This window comes from Pseudomonas sp. TE3786 (genome assembly GCF_054057335.1).
In genome coordinates, this window is record NZ_JBSRZF010000004.1 from 36,903 (window position 1) to 57,206 (window position 20,304).

Consider the following 20,304-nt stretch of genomic DNA (forward strand, 5'->3'; position numbering starts at 1 on the left):
CATCGCGGCTAAAGCCGCTCCTACGGGGGTACGGGGTGTCAGGGGACTTCCTGCATCCATGCCGCCAACCGCGCCAGCATCTCACCGCACTGGTCGAGCTGGTCGAGGCTGACAAACTCATCGGGCTTATGCCCTTGGTCCATGCTCCCCGGCCCGCACACCACGGTGGCAATCCCCGCCTGATCGAACAAGCCGCCTTCAGTGCCAAAGGCCACCGTGCCGAAATCAGCCGAACCACTGATCAACGCCAGCAGTTTCGCCGCTTCGCTGTCAGCTGCGGTGGCCAGTCCGGGGTAGGCGCTGATGGGGGTGAAACGAATACCGGTGCCGGGTTGCACCGCGTTCATCTGCGGCACCAGCTCGGCGGCATAAGCCTGCAGTTCACTGGCAATCTGCTCGGCATCGTCGGCCGGCAGGGTGCGTACTTCAAAATCGAAGCGGCAGTGTTCGGGGACGATATTCAGCGCGCTGCCGCCGCTGATGGTGCCGGTTTGCACGGTGGAATAGGGTGGGTCGAAGCGTGCATCGTGACGTTCTTTGGCGGCCAGGCGTTGACCGATTTCACCCAGGCGGCTGATCAGCCTGGCGGCGTACTCGATGGCGTTCACGCCTTGCGGCGCATAGGCCGAGTGGCAGGCCGCGCCATGCACTTCGCAGCGCATGCCGAGCTTGCCCTTGTGGCCAAGCACCGGGCGCATAAAGGTCGGCTCGCCGATGATGCACAGGCTCGGCCGCTCGGGGCGGCTTTCGAGTGCTTCGATCAGGCTGCGCACGCCAAGGCAGCCAACCTCTTCGTCATAGGAGAACGCCAGGTGCAGCGGCACCCGCAACGGCTTGGCGAGAAAGCTCGGCAAGGCGGCGAGCACGCAAGCGATGTAGCCCTTCATGTCCGCCGTACCACGGCCATACAGCTTGCCGTCACGCTCAGTCATTTCGAAGGGCGGCACGCTCCACGCCTGGCCGTCGACCGGCACCACATCGCTGTGGCCCGAGAGCATCACACCGCCGCAGATCGACGGGCCGATACGGGCATAGAGATTGGCCTTGCGCTGGTCGTCGCTGTAAATCAGCTCGCTGTCGATGCCCAGGCCGCTGAGGTAGTCGCGGATAAACTCGATCAGCGCCAGGTTGGATTCGCGGCTGACGGTGTTGAAGGCGATGAGATTGTTAAGTACGTCGCGGCTGGTTGGCATGGCGCTCTCGGAGTCTGGACTTCATCCCGTAGGAGCGGCTTTAGCCGCGATGCTTGTAATCTTCAAGAGCATCGCGGCTAAAGCCGCTCCTACAGGGAAGGGTGCAAGTAGCTATTCGTCGCCAGGCACACCGTAACTCGGGGCTTTGGTCGGGTCGAGGGCGCGGGTGATGTAGTCCTGCATCTGTGGGCGATACGCTGTCCACAGCTTGCCCAGCTCGCCAATCGGATCTGCTTCTGCCCAGTCCACGCGCAGATCGACAATCGGCCAGAGCAAGTCACTGACCACCGACATCGCCGCCGAATGCACCGGCCCGGCTTCGCCACCAGCGGCCATCGCTGCATTCATGGCGGCCAGCAGACGATCCGCCAAGGCTTCACCACTGCTGCCTTCGAACGCGGCCACCATAGCCTCGATCACCTGCGGGCTGGAGAGCAGATTACCCGCCGCCACGCATTGCTCGCCGGCCAGGGCATTGTGCAAACCCAGGGCTTCGCTGCCGGTAAACAGCGCGGTGGCACCGTGGTGGTCGATCACCGTCACCTGGCGAAACTGGCTGAAGCCGTGGGTGGTCAGGGCCTTGTCCAGCGCCTCGCTGGCGCTCGCCCCCTGCTCCAGCAAATCGAGAATTTCCGGACCGAGGGCCGGCAGGGTGATGTTCTGTGTCGACACCGCGCCGATACCGCCGCGTACCCAGGGGCAGCGAGCGCCGACGGCAATGCTGGAAGAGCTGATGGCGATGCCCAGTTGGCCGGTCTCGGCGCAACGGCCGACGATGGAGAAGGTCATGCCCAGTCATCCGGAATGACGGCGATTACATCGATTTCCATCAGCCACTGGGGTTGGCCCAACGCAGAAACCACTAACCCGGTGGAAATCGGAAACACGCCTTTCAGCCACTTGCCCACTTCCTGGTATACCGGCTCGCGGTAGCGTGGGTCGGTGAGGTAGGTGGTGGTTTTGACGATATGGCTGAGGTCGCTGCCTGCCTCTTCGAGCAGTTGCTTGAGGTTTTTCATCGCCTGCTCGGCCTGGGCGCGCGGGTCGCCGAGGCCGACCAGATTGCCCTCGAAGTCAGTCCCCACCTGACCGCGCACATACACGGTGTTGCCCGCCCGTACGGCCTGGCACAGGTCGTTGTCCAGGCTCTGGTTGGGGTAGGTGTCCTTGGTGTTGAACATGCGAATGCGGGTGTGCGTGGGTTTGCTCATCGGGACGCCCTGGAATCGATTGACGGAGTGGCTATGGCTGCATTCTGGCCAGCCCCCGGCAATAGCGAAATTAGGTTTTTTGTCGTCGTTGGTTAGGCAAAAACTGGGGTGCCGCTCGGCTAGCCGGCGTGGCGCTGCATATTGAACACCCGCCACTGGCCATCTTCACCGTAGCGCAGGTTGACCTTGAGCAGGCAGGTGCCCTGGAACTCCACGTCCACCTCAGGCATTTCCACTTGCACAGCATTCCACCAGCGACGCAGGCGATTGCCGTTGGTTTGCGGCGGGGCGGTCCATTCCACACGGTCTACGCGGCACAGCTGGCGCGTCATCAGCTCGGCGAACTCGGCCGGGGTGTGGCCAACGTATTCATTGCGCAAGGCCAGCGCCTGGGCCTGTTCCAGCTGGCCGGCTTCCAGCAGGGTGATAAAGGCCTGGGCGCGATCCACCGCCTCGCTCGGGTAATGCTCGGCCTTGGCCCACAGGTAAGCAGCCGCCACTGCCACCGGCACCGCGACCAGCGCGCCAAACAGCCAGCCCCTGCGCATCAGCGTGAAGACTGCGCCGTCGGCGAGTCTTGCCAATGGGTTCGGGTATAGGCCGATTCGGCCCCCGACAGGGTAGTGGCGAAGTGATTGAGCAAGCCTTCAGCGGTGTACTTGGGCAGGCTGGCGCACACCGCGATCAGCGTCAGGCCCATGGCCAAGGCGCGGGCGGGGAGTGGGCGGATTTCCACATATTCGGCCAGGCGCAGAAAGGTCAGCGAGCCCAGGCTGCCGATCAATGCGCCGGCAATGGCTTCGGGCAAGGGGTGCACATAGGGAGCGACCACGGTCACGCTGAAATACCACGCGCCGATCAGCGCCAGACCGGCCGCCGGCCAGCGCAGCAGTGGATGCCATTGGCGGGCGAGCATGCTTACCAGCACTGGGGTGACCAGACAGGCGTTCATCGCATGGCCACTGAACACCGCAATATTCAAGGCTTCCAGGCCATGCCCCCAACCCTTGAAGGCCAGTTTGCTGACCGTCACCGCACCATAGGCGAGCACCACCACCGCCAGCCATAGCCCAGCAATGCCGCGTGAGGCGCTGTAACTCAGCCATACCGCCAGCAACAGCACGGCCGGAATCATCACGGTAATGCCCGCATAGGGCGCAATCGACAAGGCAAATTCCACGTTATCCCTCACATTCACACAGCCGCAGTCGGTCACTCGACGGCGGCGATTATTCTTGGCAGAGCGCCACACAGCAAGGGATACAACAAGGGGATTCTTATTAGAGGGAGGCGCTGGATGCGGAGCAATATCCAGGCCGGGCGCGACACCGTAGAGCGGATCGCCGCTGCTTTCGGTTTTTGCCGTGCCCAACTGTGACCGGGGTGAGGGCGGATAGTTGCTTGATCACTGCAACCAGAAGACTGCGCGGTCAATGTGGGAGGGGCTTCAGCCGCGAGCTTTTAAGATCAAGAGCTCGCGGCTGAAGCCCCTCCCACAAGAAAGCAGGGCCGCGTTAAGCCGGCATCGTGCGGGTCAGTTGTTCCAATAACTCCAGATCCGTACTCATCCCCGAGGTTTCCCGGATCCGCGCCAGGATCTCGCGTTTCAAGGTAAGGAATTCAGCTGACAGTTTCATGTCCTGATGCCGTTCAGCCGGCAGCGGCACATTGTAGATGGTGTCGATGCGCCCGGGCCGTGGCGCCATCAGCACCACGCGACCACCCAGGTAGATCGCCTCTTCCACATCGTGGGTGACGAACAGGATGGTGCTCTTTTCCAGGCGGTGTACATGGCGGATCAGGTCGTGCATCACCTCACGGGTTTGCGCATCGAGGGCGCCGAAGGGTTCGTCCATCAGCAGGATTTCCGGCTTGGGCATCAGCGCGCGGGCAATCGCCACCCGTTGCTGCATACCGCCGGACAGCTGGTTGGGGTAGGCCTGGTGAAACGCCGATAGCCCCATCAGATTGAGCAGTGCATCGGCGCGGCCGCTGGCCACTTCGATATCGCCGTCGCTGTGCACCGTATCGGCCACCACCTTGAGCTGGCGGCAGAACTTGATGTTCTGCATCACGTTCAGCCACGGGTACAGGCTGTAGTGCTGAAAGACCATGGCGCGGTCGATGCCGGGGCCATTGACGGCGCGCCCGTCGAGCAGAATCTCGCCCTCGCTGTGCTGTTCCAGGCCACCGATGCTGCGCAGCAGGGTGGACTTGCCGCAGCCGGAAGCGCCGACAAAGGTGATGAATTCGTTGCGCTGGATCGCCAGGTTGATGTCCTGCAGCGCCTGTACCTCGCGGCCACGGGTTTTGAAGAGCTTGCTGACCTGGCGGATCTGGATCTTGGCGTCGCTCATCACAATTACCTCTTCAACCAGGGAAAGGCCACACGGCCGAGCCAGCGGAACGCCTGGTCGGTGAGCAGGCCGATAACGCCGATCAGAATGATGCCGGCGAAGATCTTGTCGGTTTGCATATAGCGCTGGGCTTTGAGAATGGCGTAGCCGAGGCCCGAGTTGGCGGCCACCAGCTCGGCCACCACCAGATAGGTCCAGGCCCAGCCGCAGGTGATGCGCAGGGTGTCGAGCAGCGCCGGGCGGGCCGAGGGCAGAATCACCAGCTTGACGATCTCGCTACGGCTGGCCCCCATGGTCTGCGCCGCTTCGATCTGCGCCATCGGCACCCGGCGCACGTCTTCGGCCACCATCAACACCATCTGGAAGAAGGTGCCGATAAAGATGATCAGCACCTTGGAGCTTTCATCGATACCGACCCAGAGCATCACCAGCGGGATAAAGGCCACCGCCGGCATATAGCGGATAAAGTCGGTCAGCGGTTCGAGGAACGCCTGCACCGGGCGGTAGGTGCCGATATACAGGCCCAGCGGCAAGGCGAACAACGCCGAGGCGAGGAAGCCGGTCATCACCCGGTACACGCTGATGCCGATATCGGCCAGCAAGCCTTCATCGCTCCACCAATGGCCGACGCGCGCGACTACGGCATCCGGGCCCGGCATAAACATCGGGTTGGCCAGGCCGGCAGCGGTGTAGGCCCACCAGACCAGCAAAGGCAGCACCAGGCCGGCCGCCGCCAGGCCCCAGACGGCACCGCGCGACAGCTCGCCACGGATCACCCACCAGCTGGGGCGCTTGGGGCGGGTGGCCGCTTTAGGAGTGGGCAAAGGTTGATGGGCGCTCATCACAAGGCCTCCTCATTACTGGAAAAAAGCGGGGTGTCGCGCAGGTGCCAGCCGCCCTGGGCCGGCGTATGGCCTAGCAAGGCCAGGGTGTCGGCGGCGCAGAGTTGCTCGCTACGGTCGGGGTCGACGATCTCCGGCAGCAAGCTCTGGCCAATGCGCTGAGGCAGGGTGGACAGCTCGATATGCCACGGCCGCCGCCCGTACTGGTGACGGCCAAACGACAGCTCGCAGTCGAGCAACTGCTGCTGGTGGCTGCTGCCGTCCAGTAGCTCGGCCAGAGAGCTGGCCGCCGGCAGCGGCGCAGGGCGGCTGGCGACAAACAGAAAACAGTCGCCGGCCAGCAACAGGCAGCCCTGCCGACCATCCGCCGCGTGCAGCCAGGTGCCCCAGTTGCGCCCGATGGAATGCGGCAAGCGCTCCCAGACTTCGTGGTAGCTGTCATCCAGGCCGTCTTCCAGCACGCAGTCGGGGCGTTCGAAGAGCATGCGGCCGATATCCTCGCTGGCCCGCGGCGGTTGGAAATCCACCGCACGGTGCCACTGACACCGCTCTTCGCCGGACGCCGTGCGGGTCACTTCGGTGATGCCGGCAAAGCCGCCCTGGTTGGCCAACTCCCAACTGGTTTTCGGTGCCGGCTGAGGAATGCGCAGATCGGCGAACAGCCGCGCCGTTTGCAGCCAGTACACCTGGGTGCTGGTGTCGTGTTTGCCGGCGGTGGTGGTCAGCAAGGTGCGTTGCCACACGCCCAGATAACGTTCGGGCACCGGCGCTGCATGCAAGGGTGAGCCGCTCATGAGTGGTACTCCGGAAATTGCTTAAGGCCGCGCCAGAACGCCATATCGTGGTTGGGCCACAGCTCGCCGTCGGTTTCCTTGGCCAGGGCTTTGAGCTTGCGGATGCTGGCGAGCGCCAGGTCTTCGCGCTCTTGCCAGAGGGTGCCGGGGGCGATTTCGTCATCGAGGTTTTCTGTCAGGTCGGCGGCATCGCCCGCCAGAATGACGGGACGGCCTTGGGGCAATTCGATCAACAGGGACATATGCCCGGCGGTATGCCCGGGGGTATTGATGGCGCGCACACCAGGGACCAGGTCGTATTCGTCGGTCTGGATTTTCCAGCGATAGTCGCCGGCAAAGTCATCGACAAAATACGCGTCATCGGCCTTGGCCTGCGCCGCTTCCAGCTCGGCAGCATGCACATGCACGTCGGCACCGCACACTTCGCACAGGCCGCCGGCGTGGTCGAAATGCAGGTGGCCGAGAAACACCAGGTCGATATCCGCCGCGGTCAAACCGAGGCGGGCGAAGTGCGCGGGCAGGCGTTGTTCTTCGCTCATCTGCGGTGCGCCCATGGGAAATTCCACCGGGTCATACCAACGGGCGCGCTGCACTGGGTCGTTGATCTTGGCGTAGTCGCAGCCCACGTCGTAAAGGATGCGCCCGTGCCGGGTCTCGATCAGGTAGGCCAGGATCGGCGCTTCGATCTGTACGCCATGGCCACGGTTGCGGGTAGAGATGGTCTTGTCGTAACGGTGGGTGGCGGTGAGCAGCGGCCACAGCTTGGTCACTTGGGTCATAGCGATTGCTCCCACTCGGCGATCAAGCGCTGACTGTCGCACACCCGCCCGAACAAGCCACCTTCCACATCGACCATGGCCAGCGCCGCCGCGTGCAGTTCGGGGTAAGCCGAGCCGCAGGCATCGCTGACCAGGGTGCAGGCATAGCCCAGATCCACCGCGCTGCGCAGGGTCGAGGACACGCAGACTTCAGTGGTCACCCCGGTTATCCACAGCTCGGTAATGCCACGGTTGCGCAGCAACAGGTCCAGATCGGTGCTGGCAAAGGCGCTGTAGCCGGGCTTGTCGATCACCGGCTCGCCTGGCAAAGGTTGCAGTTCATCGATCAGGTCATGGCCGAATTCACCGCGCACCAGCAAACGCCCCAGCGGGCCGGGGTGGCCGATGGGCGCGCCGGCATTGGCGGCGCGCAAGCGTTTCGGCGCGGGTAGATCACTCAGGTCCGGCCGGTGCCCTTCGCGGGTATGCAGCACCAGCAGACCCTGGGCGCGGGCATGGGCGAGCAGGCGCTGAATGGCCGGGATCGGCGCACGCAACAGGCTGATCTCCAGGCCCGCCTGGTCGGCATAGCCGCCCGGGGCGCAGAAGTCGCGCTGCATATCGATCACGATCAGCGCCGTGCTCACAGTCTGAATTCCTTGCGTACCGCCTGGGCGATGCCCTGGGTGATATCGGCAGCCATGCGCGCGCCTTTCTCGGCGGTCGAACCTTTGGCTGAGGACAGCACACCCGAGCCCGGCACCCACTCGGTGCGACTGGGGTACATGTCGTAGGGCGGGAAGTCGGCGGGGGGCTCGTCGGGGATCAGGTCGATGCGGACCAGGTTGGGCAGGTAATGCAGCATCAGCGAGGTTTCGATCACCGCCGCATGTTCCAGGGCAAAGCCTGGGAAGCCGTTGGGGAATACCGCCGCCAGGGTTTGCTCGGTGCAAAAATCCCAGTGCTCCAGGCGCATCACTTCCAGCTTGGTGTCTTTGCCCAGTTCGCGCATGGCCAACTCGATGCCTTCGGTGACAAACCACTGGTTTTCGTAATGACCGTCCACCAGCACCAGGCGGGTGACGCCATGGCGGGCGAACTCGCGCACGGCGTCGCGCACCAGGGCGATCAAGGTTTGCCCGTCGAGGCTGGTGGTGCCGCAGAAATGGTTGCCGCCACCGCATTTGGGCTGCGACTTGTAGCCATAGGACAAGGCCGGGGCCACCAGGCCGCCGACTTTCGCCGCGACGTCTTCACACAAGGCGCTGGCCAGCAGCGCGTCGGTGCCCAGGGGCAGGTGCGGGCCATGCTGCTCGGTGGCACCGCAGGGCAGAAACACCACCGGCGACAGTTCGCGCACCTGGCGCGCGTATTCCACCCAACTGAGTTGGTCCATGCGTACGGATGTCATCACTGCACCTCACAAGGGGTTAACGAAGGCTGACGCGGCGGGCGGGCGGCAAGCAGCGCGGCGATCAGCACCAGCGCACCACCGCTCCATTCCCGCAGGCCCAACTCGCGGTCGCCGAACCAGGCGGAGCTAAGCACCGCCGCGACCAATTCCACCACCGTCAGGACGGCAGCGCGGCTGGCTTCGACATGGGTAAAACCGTATTGCGCGGCCGCCATGGCGACCAACCAGAACACACCGAACAGCGCGACCTTGGCCCACATCAGCAGGTCCATGGGCGGCAGGCTGCTGCCTTCCAGGCGGCAGAACAGCCACGCCAGCGTGGCGCTGCCGAGAAAGGCCACCACCGCTTTGCTGGCCAGGGGAATCTGTTCGGCATGGCGAGTGGCGAGGTTGTTGATGGCAAACGCCAGGCCGGCACTAAGGGCCAGCCAATCGCTGGCACCCAGGGCACGGAAGCTGTCGCGGCTGACGCCCAGGGTCAGGCCGATACCGAGCATGGCCAGCAGCAGCGCACCGACGCGCAGCAGGGTCAGGCGTTCGCCGAGCAGCAACCAACCACCGAGCATGGCCCACACCGGCGCCAGGTAGAACAACAGCATGGCGCGCACCACATCGCCTTCGGACAGCGCCCCCACCAGCCCTGCCGTAGCCCAGCCGCCAAACACAGCGATAGCCAGCAGGGCATAACGCTGTGGCCACCAGACGCGACGCTGGCAAAGCAGCAAGGGCACCGCCAGCACGCAGAGCAGCCCGTAGGTGGCGAGCACTACCGGCATGCCACTGAGGCCCAGGCCGGCGAAGTGCTGCAGCGGCATCCAGCCCAGACCCCAGATGGCGGCGGCGATCAGCAGAATGCTTTCCGGTTTGAGCAACAGATTCATGGTCAGCCCATCCACGCGCCGCCATTGGCGCCGAGCATTTGCCCCTGAAAGAAGCTGGCTTGGGGCGATACCAGAAACAGCACGGCGGCGGCGATCTCTTCCGGGCGGCCCAGACGGCCCATTGGAATGGCGACTTCCTTGGCGATCATTTCTGCGCTCATGTTTTCCGCGCTGACCATGGGTGTATCCACCGGCCCCGGTGCCACGCCGTTGATGCGGATGGCCGGAGCGAATTCGCGGGCCAGGGATTTGGTCAGGCCGATCACCCCGGCCTTGGCGGTGCAGTAGGCGGCGTATTTTTCCCGGCCCAGGTGACCGAGCTCGGAAGCGATATTGACGATGCTGCCCGAGCCGCGCGGCTGCATATGGCCGAGGGCATGACGGCAGCAGCGGTACACGGCGCTGAGGTCGACACCGAGCAGGTTGGCCCAGTCGTCTTCGCTGGTTTCCAGGAAGGGTTTTTCCAGAATGATGCCGGCGTTGTTGACCAGAATATCCAGCGCGCCCGCTGCAAAAACCTCGGCGAACATGGCCTGCACCTGAGCCGCCGAGCTGACATCCGCCTCCACCGCCCGCGCCCAGCCACCGGCCGAGGTGATGCGCGCCACCAGGCCAATGGCCGCGCGCTCCTGACCCAAGTGATTGATCCACACCTTGGCACCCGCTGCGGCCAGGGCCAGCACCGTGGCGCGGCCGATACCGGTGGCGGCACCGGTGACCAGGGCGACCTGGCCCTTGAGAATCTGCTCGCTCATCAGTGCATCACCTCGCCGTGGCTGACCGACAGCGCCTGCCCGGTCAGGGGCAGGGCCAGAGCACTGCCGAGAAACAGAAAGGTGCCGGCCAGGTCCGCCGGGGTGAGTAACTCCGGCACCGCCTGGGCGGCGAGAATCAGCGCCAGTTCGTCGGCTTCGCTACGGCCATTGGATTCGGCCATCACCTTGAGCGAACGCATGGCCGCATCGGTGCCGATCCAGCCGGGGCAGACCGCGTTCACGCGGATACGCCGCGGGCCAAGCTCCCAGGCCAGCGAACGGGTCAGGCCGATCACCGCATGCTTGCTGGCGACATAGGCGCTGAAGCCCGGCACGCCTTTCAGGCCCCAGATCGAGGCCTGGTTGATCACACTGCTGCCGGCCTTGAGCTGGCCTTGCACGGCGCGGGTCAGACGCAGCATCGAGGCGACGTTGTTATCCAGCAGCGCCTGCCAGTGGGCATCGGCGGCGCTACCGGTGTCGCTCAAGGGCGTGGCGTATTCGACGCCGGCGTTGTTCACCAGTACATCGAGAGGACGTCCTTCGCGGCTGGCGGCAAATGCCGCAATCGCCTCGCTGTCGGCCAGGTCGAGGGCACTGACGGTGACAGCCGTGAGGTTGCGCAACTCCTCGGCGACCGCGGCCAACGCCGCGCCGTTGCGATCCAGCAATTCCAGACGCGCCCCCTGCTCGGCGAAGGCGCGGGCCAGACCCTTGCCGATTCCGCTGGCAGCGCCGGTGAGCAGCACGGTTTTGCCGGTGTAATCGAGGTTCATCGCCTATACCGCCGTCAGAAACGACACGCCGACCGCGCCGTAGAAACCATCGGCACGCCGCTGTTGCTCGGGCGTGGCCACTTCGCCGTAGTGGTCATCGATAACCCGGCGCAGACGGTGTTCGTGGAAGCTTTTCAGCAGCAGGCGCATCGGCAGCACCTGGGCGTAAGCGCTGCCATACAGCTCGCGATGCAAGGCCGGCAGGCGGTACCAGGGTGCCACCGGCTTTTCGTGGTGGGCGTTGTGGTAAGAGAAATTCAGCAGCAGCAGATTGAGCGCCGGCCAGCGCGCCGATACCACGTTGCTGTAGGTGTTGTGCTGCTCATAAACGCGGTCGCGGACCTTGTCATTGGGAATCGCGCCGCCGTCTTCCAGCACGGCGAAGGCGTCGTAGGTGTGCTGGTAGGCATCGGCGAACCGCAGCACGGTGAGCATCAGCATCCAGGCCAGGCAATAGAACACCAAGGCCTTGAACGACACAGCGGCGAGTATGGCAAACAGTGCCGAGCGGATCGCCAGGGTCAGCAGCACCTTTTTGCGGTTGGCGCGATGCTTCTCTTCCTCGGTGATAAAGGGCAGCACCACCACGTAGTAATGCATCACCAGCTCGATGGCCGGGATATAGGCCCACTCCAGCGCCAGAATGACGTTGCGCAGCCATGCCGGGCAGGCGTTGATAAACACCTTGGTGTCGAAGGTGATCACGTCCGCGCGGTCGACGTGATGGCGCATATGTTTTTTGCGCAGGTATTGGAAGCCGGCGTAGCAACTACCACACAGCCAGCTGCAGACCTCGCCGGCCCATTCGTTGTGCTTGGGCTTGGCGAAAATGGTGCCGTGGGCGAATTCGTGAATCAGGTAGGCGGCGATGATCATCCCGTGGCCGAGCAACAGGATGCCGAGCAGGTTGAGCGCCCAGTGGGCGTTGAACAGCAGGGCGAAGCCGCCAAGGTAAGTAGCGAAGACATAGGCAAACGCCAGCGAGTTAGGCAGCTTGCCGTCGGCGTAGCGAAAAATCTGGGTGGCCATAACAGCTCCTCTTGAATCGGCGTTGCCTTGGGTGCGCTCGCAGGCACACCCGGCAACGTGACGTCGGTTGCCTGCCTTACTTGGCCAGGGCTTCGACGAAGGACGCGTCAAAGGTGCTGGCGAAATCCGGGATTACCGGGATCTGGCCGTTGTCTTTGAGCAGCGTGCCGATTACCGCGCCGCTACCGAAGAACGAGCTGGTGGCGTCGGATTTCTCGAAGTTCTTGCTCATTTCCGCCAGCGGGATGTTGTACACGCCGCTCATCTGCTCGGTGGCTTCCTTGGCGCTTACACCCAGCACCTTGCCGATGATTTCGGCGGCTTCTTCGGGGTGGCTCTTGATATAGGCCAGGCCGTCAACGTAGCCCTGCATCAGCGCGTTGATCGCCACTTTGCGTTTGCCGATGACTTTCTCATCGAACACCAGCACGTCGGTGATCAGGCCCGGGGCATCTTTGGAGGAATACACCACATGGAACTTGTCGCCCGGCATGCCGAGGATCTGCGACACGTTCGGCTCGTAGGTCACGCCCACCGGCAGGCTGCCGGAGGCCATGGCACCGGGGATGCTTTCCGGGGTCATGTTGACCGGGCTGATGTCCTTCTCGGTCATGCCGTTGGTTTTCAGGGCATAGGCGAGGAGGAAGTCAGACGGCGACAGCGGGTTGTAGCCGACCTTCTTGCCCTTGAAGTCTTTTACCGAGGTGATGGCCTTGTCGGCAACGATGGCATCGCCGCCGTTGGAGAAGTCGATGGGCATCACCACCTTGTGCTTGAGGCCCTTGGCCACGCCGCCGACCACCTGGTCGTAGGTGAGCATGCCGCCATCCAGCGCGCCGCCGACCATGGCGGTGGGAATCAAGGCCGGGTCATTGAAGAATTGCAGCTCCACTTTCAGGCCGTGGGGCTTGTACAGGTCGAGTTTGTCAGCCACATAAAAAGGCGCATAACCGGCCCAGACAACGGTACCGATTTTCAGCGTTTCAGCGGCTTGAGAGGCGATGGGCAGAAGGCTGGCAGCAGTGGCCAGGCAAGCCCCCAACAGGCTTTTGCGCAACGAAGGAAGCTTGAAGCAAGACAACGGCGTGGTCATGGCAACACTCCTACACGTTAAGAAAACAGGCACGGGATGACATCACGTCTCCCGGGCTTTTCTCCCGCCGTGTAGCCCTACTCCTTAGGGCCGGAAAACTCTCGGACCAGCATCCACTCCTGTGGACCGGAACCCTAGTTCGCCTCTGGTTACAGCTCCTGTGTGCCAAGCGTCATGAGCAACATGTGACGGCGGTGCCGACGCGAAAACTCATCCCGTTCGGTAGGGATGTAGCAAGTCCGGTGCCAGGGCCCGGCGTGTCGATAAAAACCTTATGGATTCAAAGGTTTGCCGCAATCGAGCGGCTGCCTGCGGGCGGCCCTGCCTAAGCAAGGCGCACCACCGGCTGGCAAGGCGCATGGTTTCAGTGCGTGACGCCTGCAATCAGGCGCCGGGGGAGAAGTGCTTCTGCGTGGTGCCGCGAGCAATCAGGCGGGAGAGATAGTCGAGCTTCTGCGGGTCGCGGTCGATGAAGCGAAAGATCAGTTGCAGCCATTCGCTGTCGGGCTTGGGCTCGAACGCGGCCACCGAATGCAGGTAGCCGTTGAGCCGCGCCACTTCGCCGCCATCACCTTGCTCCAAGTCGAGCACCGCGTGTTCCAGCACTTGCGGCAGGCTGTCCAGGCGCTTAACCAGCAGCGCCGCTTCTTTAAGGCTCAGCGCCTTGATCACGCAGGCGAGGTTGCCGCTGGCCAAGCGCAATTGGCCTTGGCCACGCCCGGAAGGCGCAGCCGCGGCGGGAGCGGGTTTTGCGGCGCCGCCCAGCAGCGCAGCAGCAGAACCGGTGGCCGCCGGGGCCGGAGCGGCGGCCCGGGGCTGGACCACTTCGGCCTTGCCGCCGGTCAACGCAGAGAGGGAGTCATTGCCAAACGGCGAAACGGCAGTCTTCGGCGCACCGCCCATCAAGGCTTCGAGCTTGCCGGACTTGTGCAGGGCTTTTTTGACTTTGGTGACCAGCTGCTCGTTGGTGAAAGGCTTGCCGATAAAGTCGGACACCCCGGCCTGGATCGCCTGCACCACGTTTTCTTTGTCGCCCCGGCTGGTGACCATGATGAACGGCAGGGTTTTCATCTCGGGCTGCTCTCGGCACCACGTCAGCAGTTCGAGGCCCGACATCTCGGGCATTTCCCAGTCGCAGAGAATCAGGTCGAAGCGCTGCTTGCCCAGGATTTGCTGGGCTTTGCGGCCATTCACCGCGTCCTCGATCTGGACGCCGGGGAAGGCATTACGTAACCCCTTCTTCACCAGATCGCGGATAAACGGCGCGTCATCCACCACTAGCACGCTGACTTTGCTCATCGACCACCCCTTCAGTAATGGCATAAGCATAGCCTCGCCGCGCGGCGAATGGCCAAAACGAGTTGCCGAAGCCGAGGCTAACGCACAAAAACGCCAACGCCCGGGCAAGCCGGGCGTTGTAGGAGCGTCGAAAAATAACTGTCGGAGGGGCTTCAGCCGCGAGCTTTTGATTGTAAAAGCTCGCGGCTGAAGCCCCTCCCACAAAAAGCCAACCGAGTCGTCAGCCTTTGTCGGCTGTGCCTTTCACTTCTTCTTCCATGCGCGCCAAACCGAGGTGCTTTACGTCGGTGCCGCGCACCAGGTAAATCACCAACTCGGCAATATTGCGCGCGTGGTCGCCGATACGTTCCAGCGAACGCAGCACCCAGATGATGCTCAGCACGCGGGTGATGGAGCGTGGATCTTCCATCATGTAGGTGACCAGTTCGCGCAGGGCGGTTTTGTATTCGCGGTCGATGGTCTTGTCGTACTTGGCCACCGACAGAGCCAGGTCGGCGTCGAAGCGGGCGAAGGCGTCCAGGGATTCCTGAACCATTTTGCGCACCTGGTCGCCGATATGACGCACTTCCACGTAGCCCCGTGGCGCTTCGCCGTTTTCGCACAGCTCGATGGCGCGCTTGGCGATCTTGGTCGCTTCGTCGCCGATGCGCTCCAGGTCGATCACCGATTTGGAAATGCTGATGATCAGCCGCAGGTCGGAAGCAGCAGGCTGACGACGGGCGAGAATGCGGATGCATTCTTCGTCGATGTTGCGCTCCATCTGGTTGATCTGGTCGTCGATCTCGCGCACCTGCTGGGCCAGACCGGAGTCGGCGTCGATCAGCGCGGTAACGGCATCGTTGACTTGTTTTTCCACCAGGCCGCCCATGGCCAGCAGGTGGCTGCGCACGTCTTCCAGCTCAGCGTTGAACTGGGCGGAAATGTGATGGGTGAGGCTGTCTTTGTTGATCATGTTCTAGCCCTTGGAGACTGAATATTTTTTTGGCACTTCAACGTGTTCCTGGCCTTTGGCAGAGCGTGGCGGGCAAGGCAGCGGGACGCAGACAGTACAACTGGTACAGCAAGTCCCGCTAACGCCGCCCGGCGCGCTCTGAGATGGCCAGGGGGCTAGCCGTAACGACCGGTGATGTAATCCTCGGTCTGCTTCTTGGCAGGGTTGGTGAACAGGGTATCGGTGTCACCAAACTCGATCAGCTTGCCCATATACATAAACGCGGTGTAGTCGGAGACCCGCGCCGCTTGTTGCATGTTGTGGGTAACGATGACGATGGTGAACTTGGATTTCAGTTCGTAGATCAGCTCTTCCACTTTCAGGGTGGAGATCGGGTCCAGGGCCGAGCACGGTTCGTCGAGCAGCAGTACTTCCGGCTGCACGGCGATGGTACGGGCGATCACCAGACGCTGCTGTTGACCACCGGACATGCCCAGGGCCGACTCGTGCAGACGGTCTTTCACTTCGTCCCACAGGGCCGCGCCGCGCAGCGAGGCTTCCACGGCTTCGTCGAGCACGCGCTTCTGGTTGATGCCTTGAATGCGCAGGCCGTAGGCCACGTTCTCGTAGATGCTTTTCGGGAACGGGTTAGGCTTTTGGAACACCATGCCGACACGACGACGCAGCTCGGCCACGTCTTCGCCTTTGCGGTAGATGTTGGTGCCGTCGAGGTTGATTTCACCTTCGACGCGGCAGCCGTCCACCAGGTCGTTCATGCGGTTGAAGCAACGCAGCAAGGTCGACTTACCGCAGCCGGACGGGCCGATAAAGGCGGTCACGCGCTGCTTGGGGATGTTCATTTTGACGTCGTAGAGCGCCTGCTTGTCGCCGTAGAACAGGCTCAGGCCAGGCACTTCCAGGGTCACGGCTTCTTCAGCCAGGGTCAGGTTCTGCTTTTCACGGCCAAGGGCAGAAATATTGATGCCGTGTGGCTGGGCTTCGTGCTGCATGGAGAAACCTCAATGCGTAGTTTGCGTTTGGCTGACCGGTACGCTGGCCAGCGATAAGTCATTCGAATTCTTTACTCCGTCATCCCAGCGCAGGCGGGGATCCAGATTCGATCAGGAGCATGCGTTGCCCCAACCATTCTGGGTCCCCGCCTGCGCGAGGACGACGGTGTTTCTTTCTTAGTGATCCAGCGCTTTGTACTTCTCGCGCAGGTGGTTACGAATGGCCACCGCCGAGAGGTTCAAGCCGGCAATCACCATCACCAGCAGCAGCGCGGTGGCGTACACCAGCGGGCGGGCCGCTTCGACGTTGGGACTCTGGAAGCCGACGTCGTAGATGTGGAAGCCCAGGTGCATGATCTTCTGGTCGAGGTGCAGGTACGGGTAGTTGCCGTCTACCGGCAGCGACGGTGCCAGCTTGACCACGCCCACCAGCATCAGCGGTGCCACTTCACCGGCGGCGCGGGCCACGGCGAGGATCATGCCGGTCATCATCGCCGGGCTGGCCATGGGCAGCACCACTTTCCACAGGGTTTCCGCCTTGGTCGCGCCGAGGGCCAGGGAGCCTTCACGCACCGCACGGGGAATACGCGCCAGACCTTCTTCGGTGGCCACGATCACCACCGGCACCGCGAGGATGGCCAGGGTCAGCGATGCCCACATCAGGCCCGGGGTACCGAAGGTCGGTGCCGGTAGCGCTTCGGCGAAGAACAGACGGTCGATGGAGCCACCCAGTACATAAACGAAGAAGCCCAGACCGAACACGCCGTAAACGATGGCCGGAACGCCAGCCAGGTTGTTCACCGCGATGCGGATGATGCGGGTCAGGGGGCCCTGCTTGGCGTATTCACGCAGGTACACCGCGGCCAGCACACCGAATGGGGTGACGATCATGGCCATGATCAGGGTCATCATCACGGTGCCGAAAATCGCTGGGAAGATACCGCCTTCGGTGTTGGCTTCACGCGGATCGTCGCTGAGGAATTCCCACAGGTTGGCGAAGTACATGCGCAGCTTGGTGAACACACCCATGCCGTTGGGCTGGTAGGCGTGGACGATCTTGCCCAGGCTGATTTCGATCTCTTTGCCATCGGCTTCACGCACTACGATGCTGTCGCGGTCCACCGCCTGGTGCAGCTCCAGCAGTTGACCTTCGAGGCCCTTGTACTTGGCGTCCAGCTCGGCGCGCTCGGCGTCGATGTCGGCTTGCGCTTCGGCGGTCAGCGATTTTTCCAGTTCCAGCTTGCGGGTTTTAAGACGCAGGCGTTCCAGGTCATGGTTGATCGCGCCGATGTCTTTTTTCTCCAGCTTGCTCAACTGAGTGGCCAAGCCTTCGACACGCACGATGCGTTCCTGCAGGGTCGGCCAGCCGGCCTCGCCTTCGGCGATCATCTTGCCGCTTTCCTTGACGCTCACCAGGGTGCCGTAGAAGTTGCCCCATTCGCGGCGCACCAAGGTCATCAATTCGACCGGCTTCTTCTGATCCACCAGCCAGTCACCGACCAGCCAGGTGAAGTCGGCACCGTAGATATCACGGTTACCCACCTTGAGCAGTTCCCGGGTCATAAATTCCGGGCCGTTGTCCGGCACCGGCAAGCCGGCACCTTTCAAGCGCGCCAGCGGCACTTCTTCGGCCTGCACCACTTCACCGACCACCACGTGGCTGGCTTGCCCCGGAATGGCGTAGGTGGCTTGCAGCAGGTCGGCCGGCCAGAAGTGGCCGAGCCCGCGGAAAGCGATAACCAGCAGCAAGCCGATGGTCATGATCACGGCGATCGACACCGCACCGCCGCTCATCCAGATGCCTGGCGAACCGCTTTTGAACCAAGCGTTGAGAGAATTCTTCTTCACGGCATTCATCCTTTAGAGCGCTGCATATTTCTTGCGCAGACGCTGACGAATCAGTTCGGCCAAGGTGTTCATGATGAAGGTGAACAGCAGCAGTACCAGGGCCGAGAGGAACAGCACGCGGTAGTGGCTGCCGCCGACTTCCGATTCGGGCATTTCCACCGCAACGTTGGCTGCCAGGGTGCGCAGGCCTTCGAACAGGTTCATTTCCATCACCGGGGTGTTACCGGTGGCCATCAGTACGATCATGGTTTCACCGACCGCACGGCCCATGCCGATCATCAAAGCGGAGAAGATGCCCGGACTGGCGGTAAGGATCACCACGCGGGTCATGGTCTGCCAGGTGGTGGCACCGAGCGCCAGGGAGCCCAGGGTCAGGCTGCGCGGCACGCTGAACACGGCGTCTTCGGCAATCGAGAAGATGTTCGGGATCACCGCAAAGCCCATGGCCAGACCGACGATCAGGGCGTTGCGCTGGTCGTAGGTGATGCCCAGGTCATGGGAGATCCACAGGCGCATATCGCCGCCGAAGAACCAGTTTTCCATGTACGGGCTCATGCCCAGGGCAAAGGCACCGACGATCAGGATCACCGGGATCAGGGTCAGCGATTCCCAGCCTTCCGGGACACGCAGGCGGATCGATTCCGGCAGGCGGCTCCAGCCCCAACCGGCGAGCAGGATGCCCAGCGGGGTCAGCAGCAACAGACTGAAGATGCCGGGCAGGTGACCTTCCACATAAGGCGCGAGGAACAGGCCGGCGAAGAAGCCGAGAATTACCGTCGGCAGCGCTTCCATCAGCTCGATCACCGGCTTCACTTTGCGGCGCATGCGCGGCGCCATGAAGTAAGCGGTGTAGATGGCGGCGGCAACCGCCAGCGGGGCGGCCAGGAGCATGGCGTAGAAGGCGGCCTTCAGGGTACCGAAGGTCAGCGGTGCCAGGCTGAGCTTGGGTTCGAACTCGGTGTTGGCAGCGGTGGACTGCCAGATGTACTTGGGTTCGTCGTAGCTTTCATACCAGACCTTGCCCCACAGCGCGCTGAAGGACACTTCCGGGTGCGGGTTCTTCAGGGTCAGCGGGTGCAGCGTCGTGCCCGACTCAACAACAAGCCGGTTGGCGCGTGGCGACATGGCTAGCGCGCCTTTGCCGTCGACAATTTTTTCCACCAACAAGGTGCGCTCGGCGGTGCTGTGGTAAACGCCCAGCTCACCGGCGGCATCCAGGGCAACGAAGCCCTTGCGGCGCTCTTCCGGGTTGATCTGCACGATGGCAGCGTCACCCTGCTGGAAGTCGCGGATATGTTTGAAGCGCGAGGAACCGTCCGGGTCGCGGGCCATAAACCACTGGCTGATGCCACCCTTGGAGTTACCGATCATCAGCGAAATGCCACCCAGCAACTGGGTGCTGGCGGTGACTTCGGCGTCGGCGTCTTCCAGCAGCTTGTAGCGGCCGTTCAGGCTGCGTTCACGCAGATTGAACACGTCGGCCTGGGCGCGACCGTTGAGCACATACAACCACTGCTGGCGCGGGTCGATATACAAGGCTTTGATCGGCTCGGCGATCTGCGGCAGGGCGACACGATCCTGGGTCAGGGTGGTTTCGCCGGTCATCATGTTTTCTTCGCTGGTCAGCGACAGCATCAGCAGTTCGCTGCCACTGGAGGCACCCAGCAACATGGTTTCATCGTTGGCGCTAAGGCTTACATGCTCGAGCGGGCGACCTTGCGGGTCGATTTCCAACGGCGCTTCGCCGTACGGGTATTCGAGCGCCGGGGTGATGGTTTTGTGGTTGTCCGGGTAAGTGACCACGTAGGTGTGCTTGAACACCAGGGCCTGACCGTTGGACAGACCCAGCACCACCAGGTTGTTACCGGCTTGCGCCTGGCCGATGGACGCCACCGTGGCACCAGCGGGCAGAGCCAGGGGCACGCGTTTGATTTCGTCACCCGACTTGGTGGCGAAGAAAATCACCTCACCCTTGTCGGAAACGCGCATGGCCACCTGGTTCTGCTCCTCGATGGCGAGCAGTAGCGGTTTGCCGGCGTCTTGTTGCAGCCAGGCCGGGCTTTGCACTTTCTTCTCGGTCAGCTCGGCACCCTGGAACAGGGGAAACACCACA

21 protein-coding genes and 1 riboswitch are annotated in these 20,304 nt (G+C 62.9%); all 21 genes read right to left on the reverse strand.

Annotated features, from left to right (window positions below; genetic code table 11):
* Window positions 1-38: 38 nt before the first annotated feature.
* Complete coding sequence (gene argE, locus ACVW0Y_RS06300; protein ID WP_457436821.1) at window positions 39-1,193, reverse strand: acetylornithine deacetylase; 1,155 nt, start codon at window positions 1,191-1,193, stop codon at window positions 39-41.
* Window positions 1,194-1,304: 111 nt separating this feature from the next.
* Entirely contained in the window at window positions 1,305-1,982 is a 678-nt protein-coding gene (locus ACVW0Y_RS06305; protein WP_457436822.1) for a DUF1028 domain-containing protein, read from the reverse strand.
* On the reverse strand, window positions 1,979-2,404 hold the full coding sequence (locus tag ACVW0Y_RS06310; RefSeq protein ID WP_457436823.1) for a RidA family protein: 426 nt from the start codon (window positions 2,402-2,404) through the stop codon (window positions 1,979-1,981). The genes ACVW0Y_RS06305 and ACVW0Y_RS06310 overlap by 4 nt, the downstream gene beginning before the upstream one ends.
* 119 nt (window positions 2,405-2,523) lie before the next feature.
* Entirely contained in the window at window positions 2,524-2,952 is a 429-nt protein-coding gene (locus ACVW0Y_RS06315; RefSeq protein ID WP_457436825.1) for a hypothetical protein, read from the reverse strand.
* Window positions 2,952-3,584, reverse strand: coding sequence for a hypothetical protein (locus tag ACVW0Y_RS06320; RefSeq protein ID WP_457436827.1), 633 nt, complete (start codon window positions 3,582-3,584; stop codon window positions 2,952-2,954). Before ACVW0Y_RS06320 ends, ACVW0Y_RS06315 begins: the two co-directional genes overlap by 1 nt.
* A 334-nt stretch (window positions 3,585-3,918) precedes the next feature.
* A complete protein-coding gene (locus ACVW0Y_RS06325) occupies window positions 3,919-4,761 on the reverse strand; it encodes an ABC transporter ATP-binding protein (protein WP_457436828.1) in 843 nt (280 codons plus the stop codon).
* A gap of 5 nt (window positions 4,762-4,766) precedes the next feature.
* The gene (locus tag ACVW0Y_RS06330) at window positions 4,767-5,603 is read right to left on the reverse strand and encodes an ABC transporter permease (protein ID WP_457436830.1); all 837 of its coding nucleotides are present in this window, start codon (window positions 5,601-5,603) and stop codon (window positions 4,767-4,769) included.
* Entirely contained in the window at window positions 5,603-6,397 is a 795-nt protein-coding gene (locus ACVW0Y_RS06335; RefSeq protein ID WP_457436831.1) for a hypothetical protein, read from the reverse strand. The genes ACVW0Y_RS06330 and ACVW0Y_RS06335 overlap by 1 nt, the downstream gene beginning before the upstream one ends.
* A complete protein-coding gene (locus tag ACVW0Y_RS06340; protein WP_457436832.1) occupies window positions 6,394-7,176 on the reverse strand; it encodes an N-acyl homoserine lactonase family protein in 783 nt (260 codons plus the stop codon). Before ACVW0Y_RS06340 ends, ACVW0Y_RS06335 begins: the two co-directional genes overlap by 4 nt.
* On the reverse strand, window positions 7,173-7,802 hold the full coding sequence (locus tag ACVW0Y_RS06345) for a cysteine hydrolase family protein (RefSeq protein WP_457436834.1): 630 nt from the start codon (window positions 7,800-7,802) through the stop codon (window positions 7,173-7,175). Before ACVW0Y_RS06345 ends, ACVW0Y_RS06340 begins: the two co-directional genes overlap by 4 nt.
* Window positions 7,799-8,566: a creatininase gene (locus ACVW0Y_RS06350; RefSeq protein ID WP_457436836.1), complete on the reverse strand. Its 768-nt coding sequence runs from the start codon at window positions 8,564-8,566 to the stop codon at window positions 7,799-7,801. The genes ACVW0Y_RS06345 and ACVW0Y_RS06350 overlap by 4 nt, the downstream gene beginning before the upstream one ends.
* Window positions 8,566-9,450 carry a DMT family transporter gene (locus ACVW0Y_RS06355; protein WP_457436838.1) on the reverse strand — a complete coding sequence of 295 codons (885 nt, stop codon included), beginning with the start codon at window positions 9,448-9,450 and terminating at the stop codon, window positions 8,566-8,568. Before ACVW0Y_RS06355 ends, ACVW0Y_RS06350 begins: the two co-directional genes overlap by 1 nt.
* Window positions 9,451-9,452: 2 nt before the next feature.
* Entirely contained in the window at window positions 9,453-10,205 is a 753-nt protein-coding gene (locus ACVW0Y_RS06360) for an SDR family NAD(P)-dependent oxidoreductase (RefSeq protein ID WP_457436839.1), read from the reverse strand.
* A complete protein-coding gene (locus ACVW0Y_RS06365) occupies window positions 10,205-10,981 on the reverse strand; it encodes an SDR family NAD(P)-dependent oxidoreductase (protein WP_457436841.1) in 777 nt (258 codons plus the stop codon). The genes ACVW0Y_RS06360 and ACVW0Y_RS06365 overlap by 1 nt, the downstream gene beginning before the upstream one ends.
* A 3-nt stretch (window positions 10,982-10,984) precedes the next feature.
* Window positions 10,985-12,010, reverse strand: coding sequence for a fatty acid desaturase family protein (locus ACVW0Y_RS06370; RefSeq protein ID WP_457436843.1), 1,026 nt, complete (start codon window positions 12,008-12,010; stop codon window positions 10,985-10,987).
* Between the two features lie 76 nt (window positions 12,011-12,086).
* Window positions 12,087-13,103, reverse strand: coding sequence for an ABC transporter substrate-binding protein (locus tag ACVW0Y_RS06375; RefSeq protein ID WP_457436845.1), 1,017 nt, complete (start codon window positions 13,101-13,103; stop codon window positions 12,087-12,089).
* A gap of 46 nt (window positions 13,104-13,149) precedes the next feature.
* Window positions 13,150-13,252: riboswitch (guanidine-I (ykkC/yxkD leader) on the reverse strand.
* A 235-nt stretch (window positions 13,253-13,487) separates the two neighbouring features.
* The gene (locus tag ACVW0Y_RS06380) at window positions 13,488-14,402 is read right to left on the reverse strand and encodes a response regulator (protein ID WP_457436847.1); all 915 of its coding nucleotides are present in this window, start codon (window positions 14,400-14,402) and stop codon (window positions 13,488-13,490) included.
* A 220-nt stretch (window positions 14,403-14,622) separates the two neighbouring features.
* Entirely contained in the window at window positions 14,623-15,354 is a 732-nt protein-coding gene (phoU, locus tag ACVW0Y_RS06385) for a phosphate signaling complex protein PhoU (RefSeq protein WP_457436849.1), read from the reverse strand.
* A 155-nt stretch (window positions 15,355-15,509) separates the two neighbouring features.
* Complete coding sequence (gene pstB / locus ACVW0Y_RS06390) at window positions 15,510-16,343, reverse strand: phosphate ABC transporter ATP-binding protein PstB (RefSeq protein WP_457436850.1); 834 nt, start codon at window positions 16,341-16,343, stop codon at window positions 15,510-15,512.
* A 177-nt stretch (window positions 16,344-16,520) separates the two neighbouring features.
* Window positions 16,521-18,200 carry a phosphate ABC transporter permease PstA gene (gene pstA / locus ACVW0Y_RS06395; protein WP_457436851.1) on the reverse strand — a complete coding sequence of 560 codons (1,680 nt, stop codon included), beginning with the start codon at window positions 18,198-18,200 and terminating at the stop codon, window positions 16,521-16,523.
* A 3-nt stretch (window positions 18,201-18,203) separates the two neighbouring features.
* Window positions 18,204-20,180 (reverse strand): ABC transporter permease subunit, encoded by a 1,977-nt coding sequence (locus ACVW0Y_RS06400; protein ID WP_457437165.1) that lies wholly within the window; start codon window positions 20,178-20,180, stop codon window positions 18,204-18,206.
* Window positions 20,181-20,304: the final 124 nt, after the last annotated feature.